Source organism: Pseudarthrobacter sp. TRD_SC_9 (assembly GCF_055361265.1).
In genome coordinates this window covers 2788830-2814411 of the sequence record NZ_CM143956.1, presented here as the reverse complement: position 1 = coordinate 2814411, position 25582 = coordinate 2788830, and the positions used below count along the sequence as shown (strand labels likewise).

Genomic DNA, 25582 nt, shown 5'->3' with positions numbered 1-25582 from the left:
GCAGGGAGCTTTACTCCTCCCGGCTGGTCAGTCAATACCAATGAGGAGCATCATGGAAGTTTGGCCTGGAAGCGCCTATCCGCTGGGAGCCACGTACAACGGCACCGGCACTAACTTCGCGCTGTTCAGCGAGCGTGCCGACAAAGTGGAACTGTGCCTTTTTGACGACGACGGCAAGGAAACGCGTGTCACCCTCGACGAGGTGGACGGCTACGTCTGGCACTGCTACATCCCCCAGATACAGCCCGGCCAGAAGTACGGCTACCGCGTGCACGGTCCTTACGATCCCGCCTCCGGCAACCGCTTCAACCCCAACAAGCTCCTGTTGGACCCATACGCCAAAGCAGTCCACGGGCAGATTGACTGGGATCCGGCTCTGTTCACCTACAACCTGGGTGAGGGTCCGGAGACCATCAACAACGAGGACTCTGCGCAGCACATGATGATGGGCGTGGTTATCAACCCCTTCTTCGACTGGGACGGTGACCAGAACCTCCGGATCCCGTACCACCAGACGGTGATTTACGAAGCCCACGTCAAGGGCCTCACCCAGTTGCACCCGGAAGTACCGGAAGAGCAGCGCGGTACCTACGCCGGCGTGGCACACCCCTCAGTCATTGCCCACCTGCAGAAGCTCGGCATCACCGCCATCGAATTGATGCCGGTGCACCAGTTCGTCAATGACGGCACTTTGCAGGACAAGGGCCTCAGCAACTACTGGGGCTACAACACCATCGGATTCTTTGCTCCGCAGAACACCTACAGCTCCACCGGTGACACCGGCCAGCAGGTCCAGGACTTCAAGGCAATGGTGCGCGCTCTGCACAAGGCAGGCATCGAAGTCATCCTCGACGTCGTCTACAACCACACAGCCGAGGGCAACCATCTGGGGCCCACCCTGTCCTTCAAAGGCATCGACAATGCCGCCTATTACCGTCTGATGGAAGACGACCAGCAGTACTACAGGGATTACACCGGTACCGGCAACACGCTGAACGTCCGCCAGCCGCACTCGCTGCAGCTGTTGATGGATTCGCTGCGCTACTGGGTCACCGAAATGCACGTGGACGGCTTCCGCTTCGACCTTGCATCCACGCTGGCCCGCGAGTTTTATGACGTGGACAAGCTCTCCACCTTCTTCGAGCTCATCCAGCAGGACCCTGTCGTTTCCCAGGTCAAGCTCATCGCTGAGCCCTGGGACGTTGGCCCGGGTGGTTACCAGGTGGGCAATTTCCCGCCCCTGTGGACGGAATGGAACGGCGCTTACCGCGACACCGTGCGCGATTTCTGGCGCGGCGAGCCGTCCACTTTGGCCGAATTCGCTTCGCGCATCACCGGCTCCGCTGACCTCTACGAGCACTCCGGCCGTCGTCCCGTAGCGTCCATCAACTTCGTCACGGCCCATGACGGCTTCACCTTGGCTGACCTCGTCTCCTACAACGAAAAGCACAATGCGGCCAACGGTGAGGACAATAACGACGGCGAGTCCCACAACAGGTCCTGGAACTGCGGGGTCGAGGGTCCTACCGACGATCCCGTAGTGCTGTCGCTGCGGGCCCGGCAGCAGCGCAACTTCATCGCATCGCTGTTGCTTTCCCAGGGCGTCCCCATGCTCCTGCACGGTGACGAGCTGGGCCGTACCCAGCGGGGCAACAACAACGGCTACTGCCAGGACTCCGAGCTGACCTGGATCAACTGGGATGCCATCGACCAGCCACTGGTGGAGTTCACGGCCGCCGTCAACGCGTTGCGTGCCAAGCATCCCACCTTCCGCCGCAGCCGGTTCTTCGACGGGAGCCCGGTCCTCCGGGGTGAAGGCGAACGGCTGCCGGACATCGTATGGCTGAACCCGGACGGCGAAACCATGAAGCCCGAAGCCTGGCACAGTGGCTTTGGCCGGTCCATCGGTGTGTTCCTGAATGGCTATGGCATCCAGGGCAAGGACGCACGCGGCCGCCGGATCACGGACGTCAACTTCGTGCTGTACTTCAACGCCCACGACGACGTCGTGAACTTCACCTTGCCGTCGGACGAATACGCTCCTGCCTGGGACATCATCATCGACACCGCTGGGAAGAACGCAGACACTGAACCGGTCATGGCCGGGGATTCCCTGCCGGTGGAAGCGAAATCACTGGTTGTCCTGCGTGCACACTCCATGCCTGAAACTGAGCCTGACCACTCAGTAGCCGCCTCGCTTGCCGCGCTGACCCAGGCAACCAGCAGCGAAACTGAGTCGCTCAGCACGCCCGCCGTCCCCGAGCCCGGAAAAACCACCAAGGTGGGGCAGCGGAAGGACGAGGCCAAGTGAAGACTCCTTTATCTACCTACCGTCTGCAGATCCGGTCGGAGTTCACGCTTCATGACGCCGCCGCTACGGTTCCGTACCTCAAGGACCTGGGTGTGGACTGGCTCTACCTGTCTCCCATCCTGACGGCAGAAAAGGGCTCGGATCACGGCTACGACGTCACCGACCCGTCCGCCGTGGACCCTGACCGCGGCGGACCGGAGGGGCTCCTTGCCGTTTCCCGCGCAGCCCGGGCAGCCGGAATGGGCGTGTTGGTGGATATCGTCCCCAACCACGTGGGCGTAGCCTCGCCACCCCAAAATCCCTGGTGGTGGTCGCTGCTCAAGGAGGGCCGCCAGTCACCCTATACGGAAGCGTTCGACGTCGACTGGGACTTCGGCGGCGGCCGCATCCGGATCCCGGTGCTGGGGGATGACGACGAACTGGACCAGCTGGAGATCAAGGACGGCGAACTCCGCTACTACGGGCACCGCTTTCCGCTGGCCGAAGGCAGCTACCAGCCTGGGGACAATCCCCGCGATGTCCATGACCGCCAGCACTACGAGCTTATTGCTTGGCGGCGGGCAGACTCGGAACTGAACTACCGCCGGTTCTTCGCCGTGAATACGCTCGCGGGCATCAAGGTCGAAATTCCGTGGGTGTTTGATGCTGCCCACGCCGAGGTGAAGCGCTGGTTCGACGGAAGCCTCGTGGACGGGCTGCGCGTCGACCACCCGGATGGTTTGGCAGATCCCGCCGGCTACCTGAAGTGGCTCAAGGAGATCAGCGGCGGAGCGTACGTCCTGGTGGAGAAGATCCTGGAGCCAGGCGAGGAGCTGCCCGAGGAGTTCGACTGCGAAGGCACCACCGGTTACGACGCGCTCGCGGACGTGGACCGGCTCTTCGTGGACCCCGCGGGCAAGGCGCCCCTGACCCGTCTGGACTCCCGGCTGCGGGGCCGCGCCGGCGCGGCTGATTATGAGGACATGATCCATGGCACCAAGCGGGACATGGAGGACGGCATCCTCCACTCCGAGATCCTGCGGTTGGTCCGCCTGCTTCCGGACAACAGCGGTCTGACGGAGGACGAGGCAGCTGAAGGGCTGGCCGAAATCATCGCGGCTTTCCCGGTGTACCGGACCTACCTTCCGGAAGGCGCCGGTGTCCTGAAGGATGCCTGTCAGAATGCCAGCGAGTCCCGTCCGGACCTTGCCGGTGCTATTGAAAAGCTATCGGTACTCCTGGCCGACCCGGAAAAGGAACTGGGACGCCGCTTCCAGCAGACCTCGGGGATGGTCATGGCCAAGGGCGTGGAGGACACCGCCTTCTACCGGTACACGCGGCTCGGTACGCTCACCGAGGTAGGCGCCGACCCCACCGAATTCTCGCTGTCCCCGGAAGAGTTCCACCGGCGGATGGAACGGCGGCAGGAGAAGTTGCCGCTGTCCATGACCACGCTGACCACCCACGACACCAAGCGCAGCGAAGACACCCGTGCCCGGATCTCGGTCATCTCCGAGATGGTGCCGGAATGGTCCGCCACGCTGTCCAAGCTGCGCGAACTTGCGCCGCTGCCGGACGGGCCGCTCGCCGCGCTGTTGTGGCAGGCCATTGCAGGTGCTTGGCCGGCAGGCCGCGAACGGCTTCGCAGCTATGCTGAAAAGGCGGCCCGCGAAGCCGGTAACTCCACCACCTGGACCGACCCCGATGAGGACTTCGAGGCCAAGTTGCTGGCCGCCGTCGACGCCGTTTTTGACAACCCGGAAGTCCGGACCGAGCTGACGGCATTCGTTGCCCGGATTGAACCGCACGGAGCGTCCAACTCGCTCTCCGCCAAGCTGATCCAGCTCACCATGCCCGGTGTGCCGGATGTCTACCAGGGCACCGAATTTTGGGACCGCTCCCTGGCGGACCCGGACAACCGGCGCACTGTGGACTTCGACAGGCGCCGTACTGCCCTGGCCGAACTGGACGACGGCGTACTGCCCGCGTCCTACACGGCAGAATCGGCCAAGCTGCTGGTTACCTCCAGGGCACTGCGGCTCAAGCGGAACCGGCCCGAACTGTTCGCCGGCTACCGGCCGCTGACAGCCACGGGATCGGCGGCGCTTCACTTGGTCGCTTTTGACCGCGGCGCAGCAGATGCTGTTGGGGCCGTTGCCTTGGCTACCAGGCTCCCCTACGGACTGGAAGAATCGGGCGGCTGGGCCGATACCGCCGTCGAACTTCCTGTTGCCTTAACTGATGAACTGACCGGCCAGCAGTTCGGTCCCGGAAAGGTGGAGGTTTCAGAGATCCTCCGCGTCTATCCCGTGGCTTTGCTGGTACCTGAAGGAGGCACGGCATGACTCTTCACAGCACAGGACCGGAGCGCTTCGACGTATGGGCGCCCAAGGCCAAACAGGTGACGCTGCAGGTCGATGGCCGGGACATGGCAATGGTCCGCGTGGATCGTGGCCCCGGCGCTGATGGCTGGTGGACGGCGCCAGAGGCTCCGGAGACCGGAGAAGTCGACTACGGCTACAAGCTGGACGGCGAACCGGCGCTACCGGACCCCCGCTCGCGTCGGCTGCCGCAGGGAGTCCATAAGCTTTCGCGGACCTTCGATCCATCCGCTTACACCTGGCAGGATGCTGCCTGGCGGGGACGGGACCTCAAAGGTGCAGTTATCTACGAGATGCACCTGGGCACATTCACCCCCGAAGGCACTCTGGACGCTGCCATCGAAAAGCTGGGTTACCTGGCTGACCTGGGCGTGGACTTCGTTGAGCTGCTGCCGGTTAACGCCTTTAACGGCACGCACAACTGGGGTTATGACGGTGTGCAGTGGTACGCGGTCCACGAAGGGTACGGCGGCCCGGCTGCTTACCAGCGGTTTGTGGACGCAGCACACGCCGCCGGCATCGGGGTTATCCAGGACGTCGTCTACAACCACCTGGGACCCAGCGGCAACTACTTGCCCGGCTTCGGACCGTACCTGAAGCAGGGCGACGCCAACACCTGGGGAGATTCCGTCAACCTGGACGGTCCGGGATCCGACGTCGTCCGCGAGTACATCCTGGACAACGTCGCGATGTGGCTTAGGGATTTTCACGTGGACGGGCTCCGGTTGGATGCGGTCCATGCGCTGCGTGATGAACGGGCAGTGCACCTGCTGGAGGAATTCGGTGCACTGGGTGACGCCATTGCAGCAGAGACCGGCCTTCCGCGCACGCTTATTGCGGAGTCGGACCTGAACAACCCCCGGCTGCTGTACCCACGGAACGAGAACGGGTACGGGCTCACGGGGCAGTGGAGCGACGACTTCCACCATGCCGTGCACGTCGCCGTCAGTGGCGAAACGGAAGGGTACTACGAGGATTTCGAGTCGCTGGAGGTGCTGGCCAAGGTCCTGCAGGACGGGTTCCTGCACGACGGCAGCTACTCAAGCTTCCGCGGCAGGCACCATGGGCGTCCCATCAACACTGCCTTGGTTCATCCGTCCGCGCTGGTGGTCTGCAACCAGAACCACGACCAGATCGGCAACCGGGCGGTGGGCGACCGGTTGTCGCAGTCACTGCCGTACGGCCGCCTTGCGGTAGCAGCCGTGCTCACGTTGACCTCTCCCTACACGCCAATGCTCTTTATGGGCGAGGAATTCGGGGCCACCACGCCTTGGCAGTTCTTCACCTCCCACCCCGAGCCCGAACTGGGGAAGGCTACCGCGGAAGGCCGCATCCGGGAGTTTGAGCGCATGGGCTGGGATCCCGACGTCGTGCCTGATCCCCAGGACCCGGAAACCTTCGAGCGCTCCAAGCTGACGTGGGAGGAAGCTGCTGACGGCGACCAAGCGCGGCTGCTGAACCTGTACCGTTCGCTGATCGCGCTACGACGCGAATATCCTGACCTCGCGGGGCTGGGCTTTACGGACACCAAGGTCATTTTTGACGATGACGCCGGCTGGTTGCGTTTTCAGCGCGGATCGGTGGAGGTGCTGCTCAACGTCTCCGACGAAACGGTCCGGCTGCAGGACGCGGCGGGCGCGCTGGTGCTCGCGACCGAGGACGTCACGGCGCTGGAAGGCGCTGTCCTCTCCCTGGCACCGTGGAGTGCCGCAATCGTGGCGGTCGCTGCACCTTCCTGAGCCCGTTCAAGTGGAAACCGGTCAAAGACGATCCCCGAAGGCCTGCTTGCTGCAGTCCCGGCTGTGCGCCCACGGTGGCTGCAGCCGGGACGTCCGGCAGAAGCGCGTAAGCGTCAGCCGGGGGCTTAATTGTTTGAATTTGTTCTGTTGTGTGGGTCACAGCTGGCAGGATAGTAAATATGACTTATATCGCTGCGGAGAACCGCTACGACACCATGCCTTACCGCCGCGTTGGCCGCAGCGGTCTCAAGCTTCCAGCAATTTCCTTGGGACTCTGGCACAACTTCGGAGACGACAAGAAGTTTGAGGACCAGCGTGCCATCCTGCGCCGTGCCTTCGATCTTGGCGTAAACCACTTTGACCTCGCCAACAATTACGGACCGCCGGATGGTTCCGCCGAGACTAACTTTGGCAGGCACCTCGCCGACGACTTTAAGCCTTACCGGGACGAACTGGTCATTTCCACCAAGGCCGGCTATTACATGTGGCCGGGCCCGTACGGGGAGTGGGGATCCCGCAAGTACCTGCTGTCCAGCCTTGACCAGTCGCTGCAGCGCATGGGCCTGGATTACGTGGACATCTTCTACAGCCACAGGCCGGACCCGGAAACCCCCATGGAGGAAACCATGGGGGCCTTGGACCACGCCGTCCGCTCCGGCAAGGCACTGTACGCGGGGATCTCCTCCTACACCCCCGAGCAGACGCTGGAGGCCGCCCGGATCCTGAAGGAACTGGGCACCCCGCTGCTGATTCACCAGCCCAGCTATTCCATGCTCAACCGCTGGACGGAGAACGGCTCGCCCAACCTTTATGAAGCGCTCGAGCAGGTAGGCGCAGGCTCGATCGCGTTCTCGCCATTGGCCCAGGGTGTGTTGACCGACCGGTACCTCAAGGGCATACCCGAAGACTCCCGGGCAGCGAAGGCCCGGTTCCTCTCCGAAGCGGCCATTACGGAGGACACCCTTGACCGGGTCCGGGGATTGACGGATATTGCCGGTGGCCGCGGCCAGAGCCTGGCGCAAATGGCCATCTCGTGGATCCTGCGGGACCAGCCCAAGGGCACGCCTGTCACATCAGCGCTGGTGGGAGCATCCAGTGTCCGCCAGCTGGAAGACACCCTGGCAGCAATCAACAACCTCGGCTTCACTGTGGAGGAGCTGGCCGCGATAGACAAGTTTGCTGCCGAATCGGACATCAGCGCCCGCTGATCTGCCAGAGATTAAGGCTGTGCCGGGCGGGGAACATCAGCCCGTCCGGCACAGTTGGTAGAATGTAGAGGCGCCGTATGGCGCTGTGATTGCCCGCCGTCCCCTCCGGAGCCTATGGTTCCGCCGCAGGAACGGCTGCACCAGACGTTAGTTCCTAAGGAGTTCCGTGTCTTCGAATCCGATCCGTGTAGCCATTGTTGGAGTGGGCAACTGCGCCGCCTCGCTGGTCCAGGGTGTCCACTACTACCGGGACGCCGATCCCCAGGCCACGATTCCGGGTCTGATGCACGTTGAATTTGGCAAGTACCACGTCAACGATGTCCAGTTCGTCGCAGCATTCGACGTCGACGGTAAAAAGGTGGGTGTTGATCTAGCCGACGCCATCCTCGCCAGCGAGAACAACACCATCAAGATCGCCGATGTGGCACCCACCGGTGTCACCGTGCAGCGCGGCCACACTCTTGACGGCCTGGGCAAGTACTACCTGGAGACCATCGAGCAGTCCGCGGAGGAGCCTGTTGACGTTGTCCAGGCCCTGAAGGATGCCCAGGTAGACGTTATGGTTTGCTACCTTCCGGTCGGATCCCAGGACGCTGCAGAGTTCTACGCCCAGTGCGCCATCGATGCCGGCGTCGGGTTCGTCAACGCCCTCCCCGTCTTCATCGCCGGCACGAAGAAGTGGGCTGACAAGTTCACCGCTGCCGGCGTCCCGATTGTGGGTGACGACATCAAGAGCCAGATCGGCGCCACCATCACCCACCGCGTCATGGCCAAGCTGTTCGAAGACCGCGGTGTCACGCTGGACCGCACGTACCAGCTGAATGTCGGCGGCAACATGGACTTCAAGAACATGCTTGAGCGCGACCGCCTGGAATCGAAGAAGATCTCCAAGACTCAGGCCGTCACCTCCAACGTTGAGGCTGAGCTTGCCGCCAAAGACGTGCACATCGGCCCGTCGGACTACGTCCAGTGGCTTGACGACCGCAAGTGGGCCTTTGTGCGCCTCGAAGGCCGCAACTTCGGTGACGCCCCGGTTTCGCTGGAATACAAGCTTGAGGTCTGGGACTCGCCTAACTCGGCAGGTGTGATCATCGACGCCATCCGCGCCGCCAAGATCGGCCTGGACCGTGGCATCGGTGGTCCGCTGCTCTCTGCATCCAGCTACTTCATGAAGTCCCCGCCGGAGCAGTTTAACGACGATCTCGCCCGTGAAAAGGTTGAAGCCTTCATCCGCGGCGACCTCGAGCGCTAGAGCCACCGCAACGCTCCCTCACCAACTGGTGGGGGAGCGTTGTGCTTTAAGTCCCCTCGAAGCGGCGGATTGCATGGCTTGCCTGCGCCAGTGCGAGCAACTTGAGCAGGAGCTGGGAGTGCATATGCATTCCGACGGCGGCCGTCAGGATCAGTCGGTCGGTGTCTCCCGGGGCAACGGTTTCGCTGATGTCCAGCGCCGCCACGGAGTCCATGGCCCGGCTGTAGACATCCAGCATGGGCATCGGGACCGGAATGGAGAGTTCCTGCATCAGCTTCAGCTGGGCGTTGAGCGCGTTCCGGGCGTCGCTTGGGGCATCGGGCCATTGGCGGAGCCGGACGACGTCGTCAGCCAGGCCAGGGCCGACGTCGCCGTCCTCCACCCGGGAGGCATCCAGTCCCAGGATCACGCGCTGAACCGCTGCCAGGACTTCGAGCCGTGGCGCGCCGCCGTCAGCCAGTTGCAGCAATGCGCCGATAGGCCGGATGCCCAGCTGCGTGATCTGCCGGAGTGCCTGGATGAGTTCCAGGCGGCGCAGGTGCTGTTCGCCGTACCGGGCCCGGGTGGCCGTCACTGCTTCGCCGGACGGCAGTAGCCCTTCACGGAGGTAGTACTTGATGCTAGCGGTACTGACGCCGCTGCGGTTGCTGAGTTCTTTGAGCTGCACGGGCCCTCCCGGGCTTGAACCGCCGGCGTTGGATAGCGGAACGGGGGCTGGCTATCTTGATATACAAGAAAAGATAGTGCACCTATCCTAAGGGCATGGAGCATTGGAACGTACTGCTGGTCAGCCATGTGGTTGCCGCACTGTTTGTGCTGGCGATCGGACCGGTGCAGATTCTCCGGCCGAGCCGCGACCGGGTCCACCGGACCGTCGGCTACCTCTGGATCGCAGCCATGTACTACGTCTGCCTGAGCAGTTTCTGGATCGTTTCGGAAGGCCGTTTTTCCTGGCTTCACGGGCTCTCCGCCTTCACGCTGGTGACTGTGACCCTGGGCCTGGTCAGTGCGGTCCGCGGAAATATCTCCGCGCACCGGGGCAATATGGTTGGCAGCTACGTTGGCACGGCGATTGCCTTCGGTTTCGCGGTTGCCGTACCGGGCCGGGCTATCCCCGGATTGCTGGCATCAGATCCCGGCAGCGCAGTCTTCGCGGCGGTGCTGGTGGCAGCTGCCGTCGCGGTCGTTTATGTGTCACTTGTGCGCGGACAGAAAAACGGAAAGGCTCGACGGCGGCCCGCTGCCGCCGTCGAGCGTTCACCTGCCGGAGGGCCCCGGCCGTCCGAAAGCTAGCGCCGTCCGGCCTGGAGACCAGCGCGGGCCATGGCATCGGCGTAGGAGCGGCCCATGTCGATCAGCAATTCGGTGTGGCGCTCCTTGGAGCCGGCGAACGTGCGGCCGTGCAACGGGCGGGCCTTGTAGACCTTCAGGCCGCGACGCCAGATCATCGGGTTATCCGTCTTGAGGAGCATCTGTGCCAGGCGGTTGGCTTCCGTTCCGTGGGCGACGATGGCCGAGACGCGGGGAACAAGCCTGAGGAAAGAGATCAGCGGCTTGAGGCCGGCATTGACCTGTTCCGGCGTCAGCCTGCCATTGGGCTCTCCCGGGGTGAACCACGGGTGGGTGTTCCACGGCATGATCCATTCGGGACGCAGGCCGAGCTGAAACTGCAGGCCCAGCAGCCGGGTGGCTGCGGCATCGTCGCCGGCCCACACAACACCCCGGGGGGAGGCCTCGCCGGTGTTGGAGAACAGGGACACAATGCGGCATTCGTCCACGGAGTGCATCGGGTCCACGTAGGGAACCTCGAAACCGGGGCGGAGCCTGCGCAGGAACTCCACATGCTGGTTGACCGGTGCTATGTGCGGGGCGAAGAACGGGCTGTCCGGAACCGGGGGGCTGTCCAGGCCAACTGGCGCTTCATCCGCCGGGGCTGTCTCAGCAACCGCAACCGGAGCCGTTTCTGCAGCCGGAGGGGCGGCAACAGCCGCAGCCACCTTCCGTGTGATGACAGGACCGGCCTGAGGCACGGTCCGGGAGGGCGCCTTCTTCGGCGCAGCAGTCTTCGCAGGCGCTGCAGCGGTCGCTGCCTTCCTTGCAGGGGTACTTTTCGCCGCCTTGGCGGGGGCATCGAAGTCATCGTTATCGTCGTCGTCGAAGAATCCGTTGAGCAGCTTGTCGAGTTCGTCAAAGCCGGAGTCGTCATCGTCGTCGAGTTCGGGACCCTGCCCGAAGCCTTCTTCGTACCGGGTGTCAAGGTCGCTGCGGTAGTCCTCGAAATAGTTCGGTTCAGCCACGGTGGTCATGAGGGCAGGGGTCTCCTCGGGTAAGGCAGGTGCCGGCCTCCGGCGCGTGGGGACACGTCGGTAGCGGGCAGGTGTGTGGGGGAGGCTCCCCGGGGTGCCGGTGGAGCCTTTAGATCTTAGCAAGCCGAAGGCGGTCCGGTGTTTTCGGTTGTTCATTTTTTTGGGGTTGCGTCGAAGATCACCACGCGGCGGGGAGCGAGGGCTTAGAAGAGCCCTGTGATATTACCGGCCTCGTCTACGTCCATCCTCATGGCAGCAGGCTCCTTGGGCAGACCGGGCATGGTCATCACTGCGCCGGTGAGCGCCACTATGAAACCGGCGCCGGTGCGTGGCAGCAGGTCCCGTACATGAATGGTGAACCCCTTTGGTGCGCCAACACGCGTGGCATCATCGCTGAACGAATATTGGGTTTTAGCCATGCAGACAGGCAGCCCGGACCAGCCGTTGCGCTCGATCTCATCCAGGCGCCGCAGCGCCGGAACGGAAAAGTCGACGTCGTCAGCACCGTAGATGTCCTGGACAATCGTCCTGATCTTTTCCTCCACGGGCAGCTCCAGCCCATACAAATGCCGGAAGTTATGCGGCGTAGCCAGCGCTTGGTCCACCAGGGCGGCGAGTTCGTCCCCGCCGTCACCGCCTCCGCCGCGGCCCCAGATGTCGGCCACGGCGGCCGGCACACCCTCCGCACGGCACCACGTGAGGAGCCAGTCGAGTTCTGCAGTGCTGTCGGAGGAAAAGCGGTTGATCGCGACCACGGCCGGCACTCCGAACCGCGCCACATTGGTCAGGTGCCGCTTCAGGTTGCAGGCGCCGGCAGCCAGAGCATCCACGTCCGGGGACTGCAGTCGGTCCTTGGCTACCCCGCCGTGCATCTTCAGCGCCCGGACGGTGGCAACAACCACGACGGCGGAAGGCGCCACGTCCGCGACCCTGGCCTTGATGTCCATGTACTTCTCAGCCCCGAGGTCTGCACCGAACCCGGCTTCCGTAACCACAATATCCGCGAGCCTGCGGGCGGTCTGGGTAGCGATGAGGGAATTGCAGCCATGGGCGATGTTGGCGAACGGCCCGCCGTGAACCAGGGCAGGCGTGCCGGCAATGGTCTGCACCAGGTTGGGCTTGATCGCCTCCTTGAGCAGCATGGTCAGTGCGCCCTGGACGCCGAGCTGCGCCACCGTCACGGGCTGGCGATCATGGGTGTAGCCAAAGGTAATCCGGCCGAGGCGATCGCGGAGATCCTCCAGCCCGGTGGCCAGGCAAAAAACTGCCATTACCTCGGAGGCGACGGTGATGTCGAAACCGTCCTGCCGGGGAACCCCCTGCGTCGGCCCGCCTAACCCGATTACCACCTCCCGAAGGGAACGGTCGTTCATGTCCAGGACCCGTTTGAAGGTCATGCGGCGTGGATCGATGGAGAGTTCGTTGCCCTGGAAGATGTGGTTGTCGACAAGGGCCATGAGCGCATTGTTGGCGGAGGTGATGGCGTGGAAGTCGCCGGTGAAATGCAGGTTGATCTCGTCCATCGGCAGCACCTGGGAGTAACCGCCTCCCGTGGCGCCGCCTTTCATTCCCAGGACCGGTCCCAACGAGGGCTCCCGGAGGGCCACCATCACCTTGCGGCCTGCGCGGGCCAGCGAATCGGCCAGGCCTACAGTGACGGTGGACTTGCCCTCGCCGGCGGGGGTGGGGGACATTGCCGAAACCAGCACCACCTTCCCGTGCGGCTCCGGGGCAGTGAGCCGGGCGGGGTTAATCTTCGCCTTATAGTTCCCGTAGCTTTCCAGCGCCGCGGCATCGATTCCCGCAGCCTCCGCCACTTCCGTGATCGGCCGCAGCCGTGCCCCCTGCGCAATGGCAAGATCCGTCAGCATTCCTTCAGACATCGTTGTCCTTTCTGGTGGTGCTTCTTCCGGCGCCGGACAGCCGGATCACGGCTAACCGGCCAGATACCTACCGCATCTGCGTTGTGGGCAGCAGCGACGTTCCGAGGAAGCTGCCCAGCGCGGCGTGGTAGCTTTCCAGCGTAATGGCCGCCGTGCGGTTCCAGCCTGATTCTTCGGCACGGATTGACGCGGCCCGCCCCATGTCGTCGCGGGTGGCGGGGTCGTCAAACAGCGCCTCCAGGGCGTCGGCCCAGTCCTCGGGATGGTGCCCGTCCACCAGCAATCCGGTGCGGCCGTGGCACACGGCCCTGGACAGGCCGCCCACCCGCGTCGCCAGGACCGGGGTACCGCAGGCCTGGGCTTCGAGTGCCACCAGCCCGAACGATTCACTGTAGGAGGGCATCACTACAACGTCGGCAGAGCGGAACCAGCCCGCAAGTTCCTGGGCGTTCACCGGCGCGAGGTGGGTGACGACGTCGTTCATTCCTGCCTCGGACACCAGGGTCTTGAGGTTGAAATCCTTGCTGCCGCTCAGGGCGCCCAAAATGGTCACGCGAAGGTCTATATCCGGACGGCGCCCGCGCAGGATCGCGGCGGCGCGCACCAGGATTTGCGGTCCTTTGAGGCGCTGGATACGGCCGGCGAAGACCAGGTGGAACGCCGTGTGGCTGATATTCCGTTGCATCCTCGACCGCGAGCGGAAAGCGGGGTTGAACACATCGAGGTCAACCCCGGGCGGGGCGATGTCGATGACATCAATGTCCGCGCCATAGTGCGACACCAGTTCCCTGGCCTCCGCCCCCGTGTTCGCGATCAACCGGGACGCGGCGTCGACGATCTGGTGCTCACCCAGCTCGCGCCGCCTTGGCTCGGGAAGTTCGCCCGGGCCAAGGTGCAGGTTCTTCACCCGCGCCATGGTGTGCATGGTGTGCACCAAGGGAACGTTCCACAGCGCGGAAAGCTCCAGGCCGGCAACCCCGGAAACCCAGTAGTGCGAGTGGATGATGTCATACCGGCCATGCGGCTGCCGTTGCCGGATCTGCTCAATTTCGGCAACCATGCTGTGCAGGAGTTCGGGCAGGTGCTCCTTGGGCAGCCGCTTGGGCGGTCCCGCCAGGACGTTGTGGACGCAAACGCCGGGCATGGGATGTTCGACGGCGGCCTGGCCGGCTGAGGTGGAACGCGTAAAGATCTCCACTTCGACGCCGGCTGCCGCCAGTGAGAAGGCAAGCTCGCGAACGTACACGTTCATCCCGCCCGCGTCCCCGGAGCCGGGCTGCTCCAGCGGGGAGGTATGGAGGGACAGCAGCGCTACTCGCCGGATCAACGCTACGGCTCTCCTTCCACGGCCGGTGGCCCGGCCGAACTGCAGATGCATCGGATAAAACTTTACTCCTGCGCCGGCCCTGGGTTTTCGGTGGTGCGGACCGGGAGAGGGTCCGGCGGCACTCCGGCAACATGTCCCCAGTAGAATCGATCAGGTGACTTACCCAGCAACACAGGCAAACGACCCTTCCGCGCCTTCGGCCGGCTACGAACGTTCAGCGACCATCGACCTCGCGGCCATCCGGCACAACGTGGCCCGGCTGGCCGCCATCGCCTCACCCGCCAAAGTAATGGCCGTGGTGAAGGCAGATGCCTACGGGCACGGCGCAGTTCAGGTGGCCCGGGCCGCCCTCGAGGCCGGCGCTGCCTGGCTGGGAGTCGCGCACATCTCCGAAGCACTGACGCTCCGGGCCGCCGGCATCGAAGCCCCGCTCCTGGCCTGGCTTCACACGCGTGAGAGCAACTTCGGCGCTGCCGTCGCGGCCGGCATTGATATCGGCTGCTCAGGCTGGGAGTTGGACAGCATTGTGGCGGCCGCACGGGAACAGCAGCGGCCCGCGAGGGTGCACCTTAAGGTGGACACCGGTTTGGGGCGTAACGGTGTCACGATCGAATCCTGGGACCGTTTCCTGGGCGAGGCGATGGAGCACCAGGACAGCGGCGTGCTGCGTGTTGTTGGAATCTTCTCCCACCTGGCCGTTGCTGACGAACCGGACCGCAAGGAAACCGACGAACAACTGGCCGTCTTCCGCGAAGTCCTGGCTATGGCAGAGGACGCGGGGGTTGACCTTGAGGTGCGGCACCTGGCCAACACGCCCGCAACACTGTCCCGCCCGGACACCCACTTCGACCTGGTCCGCGCAGGCCTGGGAATCTATGGCCTGTCCCCGTTCGAGGGGCAGACCTCGGCGGAACTGGGGCTGCGTCCGGCAATGACACTGCGCACCCTCGTCTCGCACTGCAAGGATGTTCCGGACGGGCAGGGCGTCTCCTACGGCTTGAACTACCACACGGCCGGTGCCAGCACGCTGGGCCTCATCCCGATGGGTTACGCGGACGGCGTTCCCCGGGTTGCCACCGGCGGTCCGGTCCTCGTTGATGGCGTCACCTATCCCGTGGTGGGACGGATCGCGATGGACCAGATGGTGATTGACGTGGGCAACCGGCTGGTCAGCATCGGCGGACCCAGCCTGCTGGGTGCCGAGGCCGAACTCTTCGGAGACGGCCGGAACGGCGGCCCGACGGCGGATGACTGGGCCCGGGCGGCCGGCACCAACAACTACGAAATAGTCACCCGGATCAGCCAACGCGTCCCGCGGATCTACGTCAATGAGGACGCCGCGGTTGACGCCGGGGCGGTCGCTGCCGGCGGACCCGCCGATGAGGCAGGCACCAGGTGACGCCGCACGACATTACCCCGGACGATGCACCCCTGTGGGAGCAGCGGACCGTTGTCTCCTCGGCGGAGGAAACCCAGGAAATCGCTGCGGCCCTCGGCAGCCAGCTTGAAGCCGGCGACCTGCTGGTACTGACTGGCGAACTCGGCGCGGGAAAGACCACTTTTACCCAGGGCCTGGGCCAGGGCCTCGGGGTCCGGCCGGGAATCATCTCGCCCACGTTCGTACTGGTCAGGATCCACCCAAACCTGCCGGACGGTCCCCGTCCCGGTGGTCCTGATCTGGTCCACGTTGACGCCTACCGGCTGGCATCGGCGTCGGAAATTGACGGCATCGACCTTGAAAACACCCTGGACTCTGCAGTCACCGTGGTGGAGTGGGGCCGCGGCCGGGTGGAGCACCTGAGCCCCAGCCGGCTGGACATCGAGCTGCTGCGGGCAACAGGGCTGGCCGGAAACCCCGGCGTACCGGCATCCTTTGACACCCCCGCGTCACCCGCTGGTGCCACACCGGGAGGTGTGCTTGATTTCAGTGGGGAAGAGGACGACGAACCGCGCACCCTGATCCTTCGCGGTTATGGCCCGCGCTGGGCAAGCCAGCCCTCGCTCCGGAACGCGCAGGACGCCGCCGCGGAGTCCCGCAACCCGGAATCCCGCAGCACCAGCGAGGGGAGCAGCTGATGCTGATCCTCGCCATAGACACCTCCGCCACTGCCAGTGCCGCGCTCGTATCTGAAAGCGGCATCATCGGCCGTTTTTCCACGGAAGACACCCGCAGCCATGCAGAGGTGCTGGCACCGGGCATTCACGAACTGCTCACCTCCACCGGTACCCTGGCGGCAGATATCGATGCGGTGGTCACCGGCGTCGGTCCTGGTCCTTTTACCGGCCTGCGATCCGGAATCGCCACGGCCAGGACACTCGCCTTTGTCTGGGACAAGCCCCTTTACGGAGCCGTGAGCCTGGATGCCATTGCGTTGGAAGTCGCCGAATCAGAACATCGGGTTCCCGAGTTTCTGGTGGTTACGGATGCCCGCCGGAAAGAGGTGTACTGGTCCAGGTACTCCCTGAAGGACGACGGCGTTCCGCATCTCACTGACGGACCGCACGTCAGTGCGGCGGAACAACTCCCGGCGCTGCCGGCTTTCGGAGCGGGCGCAGGCATTTACGATCAGGTGCTGGACGCCCACCCCGGGTTCCGTGACCGCCAGCCAGACGCAGCTTCGCTGGGCAGGACTGCCCTGGCAACGCTGGATGCAGGACTGGCCCTGCCTGATTCCACCCCGCTGTACCTGCGCGAATCCGATGCGCAGGTCCCCGGCCCCAGGAAGCGCGCGCTGTGACCGGGGCCGGTCCTCAGGCTGACGGCAGCGGCTTGGCTCCGGGCGTGGAACTGCGGACCATGACCGCTGATGACATTTCCTCAGTGCACGCCATGGAAACGCGGCTGTTCCCTGTGGATGCCTGGCCGGTGTCCATGTTCTTCGACGAGCTCCGCCAGATAGACACCAGGCACTATCTGGTGGCAGAAGCGCACGACAGAATAGTGGGCTATGCGGGCTTGATGTGCGTGCAGCCGATCGCCGACATTCAGACCATCGCGGTGGAACCGGACGCGGAGGGCCACGGAATCGGCTCAGCGCTGCTGACGTCGTTGATCCAGGAAGCCCGGCAGCGGGGGGCGGAAGATGTCCTGCTGGAAGTGCGGGCGGACAACCCCCGGGCTCAGCAGCTGTACCTCAGGTTCGGGTTCGAGCAGATCCACGTCCGCCCGCGCTACTACCGCGACGGCACGGATGCGCTGATTATGCGGCTGCAGCTCGCCGCAGAACAGCCACAAGCTGAAGAGAGTAAGGAAACCCGCCAGCCATGAACACCACACAGCCGTTGGTCCTGGGAATTGAATCCTCCTGTGATGAGACCGGCGTCGGAATTGTCCGCGGGACCACCCTGCTGACCAATACGGTGTCCTCCTCCATGGACGAACATGTCAGGTTTGGCGGTGTGATTCCGGAAATCGCTTCACGCGCGCATCTGGACGCCTTCGTCCCCACTCTCCGGGCGGCGCTCGCGGACGCCGGCGTTGGGTTGGATGACCTGGACGCGGTTGCGGTGACCTCGGGCCCCGGCCTGGCGGGCGCCTTGATGGTAGGAGTCTGCGCGGCCAAGGCGTTGGCCGTGGCAACCGGCAAGCCGTTGTACGCCATCAACCATCTCGTGGCGCATGTGGGCGTGGGGCTGCTGGATACAAAAACGGACGACGGCGGCGCGCTGCCGGATAACCTGGGGGCCCTGCTCGTCTCCGGCGGCCATACCGAGATCCTGAAGGTCAACAGCATCACCGGCGACGTGGAATTGCTGGGTTCCACCATCGACGACGCCGCGGGCGAAGCTTACGACAAAGTTGCCCGGATCCTGGGGCTGGGTTATCCGGGCGGCCCGGTGATCGACAGGCTGGCCCGGCAGGGCAATCCCAAGGCCATCCGGTTCCCGAGGGGTCTCAGCCAGCCCAAGTACATGGGTACGGCGGAACAGCCCGGACCCCACCGGTACGACTGGTCATTCAGCGGACTCAAGACCGCCGTCGCACGTTGCGTTGAACAGTTCGAAGCCGCGGGGCAGCAGGTCCCCGTGGCCGATGTCGCGGCCGCATTCCAGGAAGCGGTGGTGGACATCATCACGTCCAAAGCCATCCTGGCCTGCCGGGAACGCGGTATCACCAGCGTCCTGCTGGGCGGCGGGGTAGCGGCAAACTCACGCCTGCGCGAGCTGACGGCCCAGCGCTGCGCCTCCGCCGGGATCACCCTGAGCGTTCCGTCGCTGGACCTGTGCACGGACAATGGCGCCATGGTAGCTGCACTTGGCGCTCAACTGGTGATGGCCGGCGTCAAGCCCAGCGGCATTGAGTTCACGCCGGATCCGTCTATGCCCGTGACGACAGTGTCAGTACCCGCGTAACCAGGTTGCCCTGCCGGCCTGGTACTGGAAAGCTCTGCAGACGCCTAGTCAGCAGGCCCGTTGCGCATCTGCCGCACCAGGTCCAGCACCACAGCCTGCAGGTTCCCGCCGTTTGCCTCGGCCACCCTGCGTTGGCGCTGGTACCCGGCGCCGCGGCGGATGATGTTTTCGACGTCGGCAAGTTCGTCGCTGCAGCCCAGCCGCTTGGCGATCGGCTCCAGCCGGTTGAGGGTCTCCATGACGTGGTCTGTGACCAGTTGCTCGTTGCCCTTGGCATCGAGGATGATGATGGCGTCCAGGCCGTAGCGGGCGGCCCGCCATTTGTTTTCCTGGACATGCCAGGGCTGCATGGTGGGGATGCTGCCGCCGTCGTCGAGGGTGCTGGAGAAGTCCTCCACCAGGCACTGGGTCAGCGCTGCGATGGCGCCAACTTCCTCCAGGGTTGCCAGGCCGTCACAAATCCGCATCTCGATGGTGCCAAGGTTAGGAACAGGGCGGATATCCCAGCGGATCTCGGACAGGGTGTCGATCACGCCGGTGGTGGTCATGTCCTGAACATAGTCCTCGTACTGCTCCCACGTAGCGAACTGAAATGGCAGGCCCGCGGTGGGCAGCTGTTGGAACATCAGGGCGCGCTGGGAGGCGTAGCCGGTGTCCTCGCCGCCCCAGAACGGGCTGGAGGCGGACAAGGCCTGGAAGTGCGGAAAATAGTTGACCAGGCCGTCGAGGACCGGAAGGGCTTTGTTCTTGTTATCCAGCCCCACGTGCACGTGCACGCCATAAATCACCATCTGCCGGCCCCACCACTGGGTGCGGTCGATCAGTTTGGCGTAGCGTTCCTTGTCCGTGACAGGCTGCAGCTGCGGCGGGCTGAAAGGGTGGCTGCCGGCGGAGAACAACTCCACACCCATGGGATCCGTGATTTCCCGGACTGCCGTCAGTGAGCGGCTTAGGTCTTCCTTGGCCTCAGCCGGGGTGTTGCAGATGCCCGTGACCAGTTCCACGGTATTCAGCAGCAGTTCCTGCTTAATGTGGGGATGTTCGTCGTCTTCAGTCAGGCCGGGATGCCGGGCCGCCACGCCGCGAAGGACCTCGTTGGCCACCGAGGCCAGTTCGCCGCTCCGGCTGTTGACCAAGGCAAGTTCCCATTCCACACCAAGAGTTGATTGCCTGGATGAAGCGAAATCAATCTTCATGCGTACACCTAACTGTTCTGTTGTTCCGCCTCCGTCTTCTGTTCTGAGGCGATCCAAGTCTAGTGCAGGCGTAGCATCGTACTGATGACATTGTTCGAACGGCCAAGGCACGGTAAGCAGCGGTTTCGGGGGCAGCCGCATGCTGCCTGTGCCGCCATACTTCTCCTGCTGACTGCCTGCACCGGGACGCCCGCGTCGCAGCCGGCACCCGAAAGGAGCCCTGTGTCCTCCAGCCCGCCCAGTACGGAGGCAAGGTCCATGGCACCTGCCAGCCAGGAACCTACGGCAGATCCCGGGAGCGCATCTTTGGGCTGGGGCCCGGAACAACGCGATGCCGACGCCGCCGCAGCAGCGCTCGCAGGCATGTCCACTGAGCAGAAGGCCGGCCAGGTCCTGATCGCCTTTTACTCCGGCCCGGACCCTTCTGGCCAGGCGGGCACCATTAAGCGGCTCCACCTCGCGGGCAGCATTGTGATGGGGGACAACGTGCCCAAGGCCGCGGATGGAACTGCTGACACAGGAGCCGTGACCAGGTCCGTCGGCATCCTGCAGGATGCGGTGAAGGCGGACGGCCGAACCTGGCCCGGAATCGTCGCCGTTGACCAGGAAGGCGGTCCGGTGGCCCGGCTGCGCGCTCCCTTGACGGAGTGGCCCGCCGCCATGGCCTACGGTGCGGCAGCCGATCCTGCCCTGGCGCGCGAGGCCGGCCGGGCAATGGGGACGGAACTTGCGGGCCTGGGGTTCACCATGGACTTCGCCCCCGATTCAGACGTCACCATCGGCCCGCAGGACCCGGTGATCCAGTCCCGCTCCTTCTCCGATGACCCGGACACTGTTGCTGCACACGCGGTAGAAATGTCCGGCGGGCTCCTTGATGCCGGTGTGCTCCCGGCCCTGAAACACTTCCCGGGCCACGGATCCGTCACGGTCGACTCACACCATGGCCTTCCGGTCCAGGGGGCGGCAATTGCGGAGCTCGAGTCGCGGGACTGGAAGCCGTTCAGTGCGGCAGCCAAGGCCGGGCTGCCCGTGGTAATGACCGGACACATTGACGTACCCGCGCTGGAACCAGGCGTTCCGGCGTCGTTGTCCAGAGCCACTTACGCGCAGCTGCGAGGCTTGGGCTTTAACGGGGTTGCGGTAACGGACGCCTTAAACATGGGGGCCATTGAACAGAACTATTCACCGGCAGAGGCCACAGTGACGGCGCTGGCGGCCGGCGCGGACCTGTTGCTGATGCCGTCCGACGTCGATGCCGCCCATGCGGCGATCGTCGCCGCCGTCGCGAATGGCTCGCTGCCGGAAGAGCGGTTGAATGAGGCGGCGGGCAGGGTTATCACCCTGATGACATGGCAGGGCCGCAAAGGTGCCACCGTACCGCCGGCAGCTCCGGGGGCAGGGGCGGCCGTTTCAGCAGCTGTCTCGGCCAAAGCCGTGACCGTGTTGGCGGGCCCCTGCAGTGGCGCGCTGGTGGGCGATTCCGTCCAGGTGCAGGGAGGCTCGGAACTTGACCGCGCACGCTTCACGGCCGCGGCAACGGCTGCCGGGGTGTCCGTTGGCAGCGGGCCTGTGATCCGCCTTCTGGGTGCGGGCGCACCCGGAGGCGGAGCTGGGGACATTGATGTTGCCCTTGATGCACCCTGGGCGTTGGCAGGCTCATCAGCCGGGAATCTCATCGCGGTCTACGGCCGTTCCCAGGGTTCCTTCGCCGCCCTGATGGGGGTCCTGACGGGTACGGCCACGGCGCCGGGGAAGCTGCCGGTGGCGGTCGGCAGCTGGCCACGCGGGACTGGTTGCGCATAATTACTAATGAGAATCATTTTCATATAAGCTGACGAGCATGCATCTTTCGCTTGTCAGTTCCCTCGACTCACATTGCCGCCAGGAAGCCACATCCCGCCTGGCCAACAGCCACCCGGACTCGGTGGTGGTTCACCACGACCTGCTGGAGGGCTCCATAGTCCTGCGGAGGATCTTCCGGGACGGACAACTGGTGGAGCGGGCGGAGAACGTCCTGGAGCACGGCTGCCTGAGCTGCACGGTCCGCCTCGATGTGATCCCCACGGTCCAGCGGCTACTCGACGATGGGTCCCGCAACATGGTCCTGGGGCTGCCGCCCGGTGTGGCCACCGGGCAGGTAGCCGCCGGGCTCATGACCGGCGTGGGCAGCGGGGTGCGCGTGGAAAATGCTGTGCTGGCCCTGGACCCGGTGGAGCTGGAAGACCAGATCTGGGACCGGCACACCCTGTTCGAATCCGGCTTCACCTCCATGCCTGGCGATGACCGGACAAGCGGCGAATTCCTGGTAGGCGAGTTCGCCCACGTAGATACCGTGCTGACGCACCAGGGGCTCGGGGCTGAGCTGGCCGGGCGGCACGGGACGGACAGTCCCGACTGGGGTGCCGGCGTCGACCTCTTATCCCAACTGGCGCCGCACGCTGCCGTGATTGGCGCGGAGGAAGAGTTCAAACCCAGTTGCTACGACCCCCGGGAAGCTGCGGCGCGAAGCCGGCCCGGCGATGTCCGGGTGCCGCTGCGCACCCAGGCGGGCGCTTTCCGGACGGTGACGCACGCCGTCGGACGTCCCTTGCATCCTGAAAGGTTCCGGGAGGCGCTGCCTCAGCTGGCGGCAGGATCGCACTGGCTTCGGGGGAGGCTGTGGATGGCTTCTGCTCCCGCGGAACGGATCGGGCTGACGGGGGTGGGGCCGTTGGTCTGGCTGGAGAACACGGGCCGCTGGAGCGGTTCCACTCCTGACGCCGGGACGCTCCAGGGCTGGAACCCGGGCTTTGGCCACCGGTCCAGTGTAGTGGCGGTCACCGGACGGAAAGAGGACGTCCAGGCTCGCGAGGTCCGCGAACTCCTTGACGGCTGCCAGCTGACCTTGAAGGAAATAGAAGAAACGAAAATGACGATGAAAGGACAACCATGAAAGTCAGGAACTCACTTCGGGCACTCAAGAAGATGCCGGGTGCCCAGGTGGTGCGGAGGCGCGGGCGGACGTTTGTGATCAACAAGAAGAATCCGCGGATGAAGGCACGGCAGGGCTGACGCTCTCTCGATGAGAGGCGGTCCGCGGCAGGGAGGTTTAATAGGGACGTGCCTATCCTCAATAAAGACATGACGCTCTGTATCTCCCTGTCGGCCCGCCCCAGCAACAACGGGACCCGCTTCCACAACCACCTTTATGAGCAGCTGGGCCTGAACTGGATCTACAAAGCTTTTGCTCCTACGGATCTGTCCCAGGCTATTGGCGGAGTTCGAGGTCTGGGGATCCGAGGTTGCGCCATATCGATGCCGTACAAAGAGGATGTCATCGCGCTGGTGGATGAAATGGACGCCTCCGCGTCGGCCATCGAATCCGTCAACACCATCGTCAATACGGACGGCACGCTTCGCGCCTACAACACCGATTACACGGCCATCGAACAACTCCTGGTTCGCAACTCGGTGCCAACTGACTACACGGTGACTGTCCAGGGCGCCGGCGGGATGGCCAAGGCCACGGTTGCTGCCCTGCGCGACGCAGGCTTCAGCCGTGTGACGGTGGTTTCCCGGAATGAGGCGGCAGGCCGGTCGCTCGCTGGACAGTACGGATTCAGCTGGATGCCCGAATCCGAAATGCCCGGAGAGGCACCGGCGGACATGATCATTAACGTCACTCCGTTGGGCATGGCAGGAGGTCCGGACGCCAGCACCCTGTCCTTCCCGCAGTCCGTCATCGACGGCGCTCAGGTGGTGTTCGACGTCGTGGCGTTGCCGGCTGAGACTCCGCTCATCGCCGCAGGCCGGGCCGCCGGAAAGACCGTCATTACGGGTGCCGAGGTGGCCACTATCCAGGCGTTGGAACAGTTTGTCCTTTACACCGGCGTAAGGCCCACTGACCAGCAGGTCCACGCCGCGGAAGAGTTCACGCGGGCGCAGTAGCGGTCTTTTTATCCGGTTGCCTGGCCGGTTGTCCTGACCGGTTCCACCGCTATGGCTACCCTGGTTTCGCCGATCCTCGTGAGCACCAGGGTGGCGGAGCGGGCCTTGCCGGCCTTCGCGGCCCCGCCCTGCAGCAGTTGCTTCCTTAACTCCTCGGGTGTCGTGGAGATACCGCGTTTCTTGATGTCCAGTACTCCGATGCCGTGTGCTTTGACCCACTGCTTGAGCACCTTGACGTTGAAGGGCATTACTTCCAGCACCCGGTAGGCGCGGGCAAATGGGGTGTCCCGGAGCTCGGGGGCACAGATGTAGGCGATGTGTTCGTCCAGCAGGTGCCCGTCCAGTCCCAGTGCGACGTCGGCCACCAGGCCTGCGCGGATGACGGCACCATCGGGTTCGTACAGGTATCCGGATGCCGGGCCGATCGGAGCTTCGGGGCCTTCGCTAAAGTCGTGGCCGCTGCTTATTTCTGCGGCACCCTGCGGGCCGATCACGAGCGCTGAGCGGCGGACGCCGGGGCGCTGCAGTGCGTTGAACCAGAGCGCTAGCTCCGTCACATCACCGTTGACCGAAACCCACTGGGCCTCGCAGCCCGCCGGGATGGATTCGTGGGGCATGCCCGGGCCGAACTTCACTCCTACTGCCTTGCCCGTGGCAGCAAGGGACTCCACAAAGGACAGCGGCGGCGAGAACGCCTCCGGGTCCCAGATCCGGGTGGTTCCGGACGTCGAAGTGCTGCGCCGCGCCGGATCCAGCCACACGCCGTCGACCTCATCCAATGGAACGGACATGGCGTCAGCGTGCACCACCGCGGCGTGCGGGAACGGCAGAAGGTTGACCGTCGCGCACGCGGCGGTAACCTCGTCAAGTTCGACGGCGGTCACGGCGATCTCCAGCGACGCCAGCGCCAGGGAATCCGCGCCCAGGCCGCAGCCGAGGTCCGCGACGTGCCGTATTCCGGCCCCGGCAAAGCGCGCAGCGTGGCGGGCCGCAACGTTGAGCCTGGTTGCTTGTTCGAGGCCGGCCTGGGTGAACAGCATCTGGCTGGCAAACTCGCCAAACTTGGCTTCGGCCTTGGTGCGGAGGCGGGACTGGGTCAGGACGGCAGAGACCAGCTCGGGGGAGTGACCGGCCTTGCGGAGGCGCGAATTAAGCTCAAAGGCTTCATCTTCCCGGTACGGTCCGAGGGATGCCAGCAGCTCCCAGCCTGCACTGCTAAGCAGCGGTTCGATCTGTTCACGGGGGGCACCAACCATGCGCTCCACCCTATAGGAGAGGCTGGTTCAGCGTGGCGCGCGGGAGGCGGACCACGCTGAGCGCGGCTAGGGTTTAAGTATGGAAAAGCGACCCCCCCAACTGCCTGCTGGCCATCCCCAAACACCGGCGCAGCGCCTGGCAAAGTTCGCAAAGCCCGCGCTTATTGCCGGTGTCGTGATCGCGCTCATCTGCGGTGCATTGCTGCTGATTATTGCTGGGCTGAATGCCTTCAACGCGACAGTCTATTCAGTGGACGGCAACAGCATCACCGACGAAACGGATGAGGCCCGGCAGATCCGGGGGCTGTATGCGGGCGCGCGGACAGGCGGGATCATCTTCCTGATACTCGGGCTGCTTTCCGCAGTGGCCGGCGGCATCATCGTGTATCTCAACCGCAACGAAACCCGGGAAAATGACGACGGCGACGAGGACGTGGATTTCGAAGACCTGGGCCGATAACGGT

At 64.5% G+C, this 25582-nt stretch carries 22 protein-coding genes; 16 read left to right on the top strand and 6 right to left on the bottom strand.

Annotated features, from left to right (window positions below; all coding sequences use genetic code 11):
- The first annotated feature begins 52 nt into the window (after nucleotides 1-52).
- The 5 genes from glgX to ACWA13_RS13005 all read left to right on the top strand — a co-directional run bounded on the left by glgX (nucleotide 53) and on the right by ACWA13_RS13005 (nucleotide 8870).
- Nucleotides 53-2311 carry a glycogen debranching protein GlgX gene (glgX, locus tag ACWA13_RS13025; protein ID WP_463934623.1) on the top strand — a complete coding sequence of 753 codons (2259 nt, stop codon included), beginning with the start codon at nucleotides 53-55 and terminating at the stop codon, nucleotides 2309-2311.
- On the top strand, nucleotides 2308-4635 hold the full coding sequence (gene treY, locus ACWA13_RS13020; RefSeq protein ID WP_463934622.1) for a malto-oligosyltrehalose synthase: 2328 nt from the start codon (nucleotides 2308-2310) through the stop codon (nucleotides 4633-4635). Before glgX ends, treY begins: the two co-directional genes overlap by 4 nt.
- Nucleotides 4632-6410, top strand: a complete 1779-nt coding sequence (treZ, locus tag ACWA13_RS13015) for a malto-oligosyltrehalose trehalohydrolase (protein WP_463934621.1) — start codon at nucleotides 4632-4634, stop codon at nucleotides 6408-6410. Before treY ends, treZ begins: the two co-directional genes overlap by 4 nt.
- A gap of 179 nt (nucleotides 6411-6589) precedes the next feature.
- Nucleotides 6590-7618 carry an L-glyceraldehyde 3-phosphate reductase gene (gene mgrA, locus ACWA13_RS13010; protein WP_463934620.1) on the top strand — a complete coding sequence of 343 codons (1029 nt, stop codon included), beginning with the start codon at nucleotides 6590-6592 and terminating at the stop codon, nucleotides 7616-7618.
- Between the two features lie 166 nt (nucleotides 7619-7784).
- Complete coding sequence (locus ACWA13_RS13005; RefSeq protein ID WP_463934619.1) at nucleotides 7785-8870, top strand: inositol-3-phosphate synthase; 1086 nt, start codon at nucleotides 7785-7787, stop codon at nucleotides 8868-8870.
- Between the two features lie 46 nt (nucleotides 8871-8916).
- Here the strand turns inward: ACWA13_RS13005 and ACWA13_RS13000 are convergent, their stop codons facing one another.
- Entirely contained in the window at nucleotides 8917-9537 is a 621-nt protein-coding gene (locus ACWA13_RS13000) for a MerR family transcriptional regulator (RefSeq protein ID WP_463934618.1), read from the bottom strand.
- A gap of 95 nt (nucleotides 9538-9632) precedes the next feature.
- On the opposite strand from ACWA13_RS13000, the gene ACWA13_RS12995 reads away from it, so the two are divergent.
- The gene (locus tag ACWA13_RS12995) at nucleotides 9633-10163 is read left to right on the top strand and encodes a DUF2306 domain-containing protein (protein WP_463934617.1); all 531 of its coding nucleotides are present in this window, start codon (nucleotides 9633-9635) and stop codon (nucleotides 10161-10163) included.
- On the opposite strand, the gene ACWA13_RS12990 is transcribed toward ACWA13_RS12995, so the two are convergent.
- From ACWA13_RS12990 to mshA, 3 genes are all read right to left on the bottom strand, one after another.
- Nucleotides 10160-10657, bottom strand: a complete 498-nt coding sequence (locus ACWA13_RS12990; RefSeq protein WP_463937930.1) for a uracil-DNA glycosylase family protein — start codon at nucleotides 10655-10657, stop codon at nucleotides 10160-10162. The genes ACWA13_RS12995 and ACWA13_RS12990 overlap by 4 nt on opposite strands.
- 722 nt (nucleotides 10658-11379) lie before the next feature.
- Nucleotides 11380-13059 carry a formate--tetrahydrofolate ligase gene (locus ACWA13_RS12985; protein WP_463934616.1) on the bottom strand — a complete coding sequence of 560 codons (1680 nt, stop codon included), beginning with the start codon at nucleotides 13057-13059 and terminating at the stop codon, nucleotides 11380-11382.
- 67 nt (nucleotides 13060-13126) lie between these two features.
- The gene (gene mshA, locus ACWA13_RS12980; protein WP_463934615.1) at nucleotides 13127-14437 is read right to left on the bottom strand and encodes a D-inositol-3-phosphate glycosyltransferase; all 1311 of its coding nucleotides are present in this window, start codon (nucleotides 14435-14437) and stop codon (nucleotides 13127-13129) included.
- A 103-nt stretch (nucleotides 14438-14540) separates the two neighbouring features.
- Here mshA and alr point away from each other — a divergent pair, with 103 nt between their 5' ends.
- Genes alr through tsaD form a run of 5 tightly spaced genes read left to right on the top strand, consistent with a single transcriptional unit; the run spans nucleotide 14541 to nucleotide 18739 of the window.
- Entirely contained in the window at nucleotides 14541-15785 is a 1245-nt protein-coding gene (gene alr, locus ACWA13_RS12975) for an alanine racemase (protein ID WP_463934614.1), read from the top strand.
- Nucleotides 15782-16462: a tRNA (adenosine(37)-N6)-threonylcarbamoyltransferase complex ATPase subunit type 1 TsaE gene (gene tsaE / locus ACWA13_RS12970; protein WP_463934613.1), complete on the top strand. Its 681-nt coding sequence runs from the start codon at nucleotides 15782-15784 to the stop codon at nucleotides 16460-16462. Before alr ends, tsaE begins: the two co-directional genes overlap by 4 nt.
- Nucleotides 16462-17124, top strand: a complete 663-nt coding sequence (gene tsaB / locus ACWA13_RS12965; RefSeq protein ID WP_463934612.1) for a tRNA (adenosine(37)-N6)-threonylcarbamoyltransferase complex dimerization subunit type 1 TsaB — start codon at nucleotides 16462-16464, stop codon at nucleotides 17122-17124. The genes tsaE and tsaB overlap by 1 nt, the downstream gene beginning before the upstream one ends.
- A gap of 59 nt (nucleotides 17125-17183) precedes the next feature.
- On the top strand, nucleotides 17184-17654 hold the full coding sequence (gene rimI / locus ACWA13_RS12960) for a ribosomal protein S18-alanine N-acetyltransferase (RefSeq protein WP_463937929.1): 471 nt from the start codon (nucleotides 17184-17186) through the stop codon (nucleotides 17652-17654).
- Nucleotides 17651-18739 carry a tRNA (adenosine(37)-N6)-threonylcarbamoyltransferase complex transferase subunit TsaD gene (gene tsaD / locus ACWA13_RS12955; protein WP_463934611.1) on the top strand — a complete coding sequence of 363 codons (1089 nt, stop codon included), beginning with the start codon at nucleotides 17651-17653 and terminating at the stop codon, nucleotides 18737-18739. The genes rimI and tsaD overlap by 4 nt, the downstream gene beginning before the upstream one ends.
- 44 nt (nucleotides 18740-18783) lie before the next feature.
- On the opposite strand, the gene ACWA13_RS12950 is transcribed toward tsaD, so the two are convergent.
- Nucleotides 18784-19935 carry a glutamate--cysteine ligase gene (locus ACWA13_RS12950; RefSeq protein WP_463934610.1) on the bottom strand — a complete coding sequence of 384 codons (1152 nt, stop codon included), beginning with the start codon at nucleotides 19933-19935 and terminating at the stop codon, nucleotides 18784-18786.
- 258 nt (nucleotides 19936-20193) lie between these two features.
- On the opposite strand from ACWA13_RS12950, the gene ACWA13_RS12945 reads away from it, so the two are divergent.
- From ACWA13_RS12945 to ACWA13_RS12930, 4 genes are read left to right on the top strand one after another with little or no spacing between them, the layout of a single operon-like run.
- A complete protein-coding gene (locus ACWA13_RS12945; RefSeq protein WP_463934609.1) occupies nucleotides 20194-21738 on the top strand; it encodes a glycoside hydrolase family 3 N-terminal domain-containing protein in 1545 nt (514 codons plus the stop codon).
- A gap of 37 nt (nucleotides 21739-21775) precedes the next feature.
- The gene (locus ACWA13_RS12940) at nucleotides 21776-22867 is read left to right on the top strand and encodes a GTP-binding protein (protein ID WP_463934608.1); all 1092 of its coding nucleotides are present in this window, start codon (nucleotides 21776-21778) and stop codon (nucleotides 22865-22867) included.
- Nucleotides 22864-22986: a type B 50S ribosomal protein L36 gene (ykgO, locus tag ACWA13_RS12935; protein ID WP_056624948.1), complete on the top strand. Its 123-nt coding sequence runs from the start codon at nucleotides 22864-22866 to the stop codon at nucleotides 22984-22986. Before ACWA13_RS12940 ends, ykgO begins: the two co-directional genes overlap by 4 nt.
- A gap of 48 nt (nucleotides 22987-23034) precedes the next feature.
- Nucleotides 23035-23862 carry a shikimate 5-dehydrogenase gene (locus ACWA13_RS12930; RefSeq protein WP_463934607.1) on the top strand — a complete coding sequence of 276 codons (828 nt, stop codon included), beginning with the start codon at nucleotides 23035-23037 and terminating at the stop codon, nucleotides 23860-23862.
- Nucleotides 23863-23870: 8 nt separating this feature from the next.
- Here ACWA13_RS12930 and ACWA13_RS12925 read toward each other — a convergent pair whose 3' ends face one another.
- Nucleotides 23871-25118 (bottom strand): THUMP-like domain-containing protein, encoded by a 1248-nt coding sequence (locus ACWA13_RS12925; RefSeq protein ID WP_463934606.1) that lies wholly within the window; start codon nucleotides 25116-25118, stop codon nucleotides 23871-23873.
- Between the two features lie 79 nt (nucleotides 25119-25197).
- On the opposite strand from ACWA13_RS12925, the gene ACWA13_RS12920 reads away from it, so the two are divergent.
- The gene (locus ACWA13_RS12920) at nucleotides 25198-25578 is read left to right on the top strand and encodes a hypothetical protein (RefSeq protein WP_463934605.1); all 381 of its coding nucleotides are present in this window, start codon (nucleotides 25198-25200) and stop codon (nucleotides 25576-25578) included.
- The last annotated feature ends 4 nt before the right edge of the window (nucleotides 25579-25582 follow it).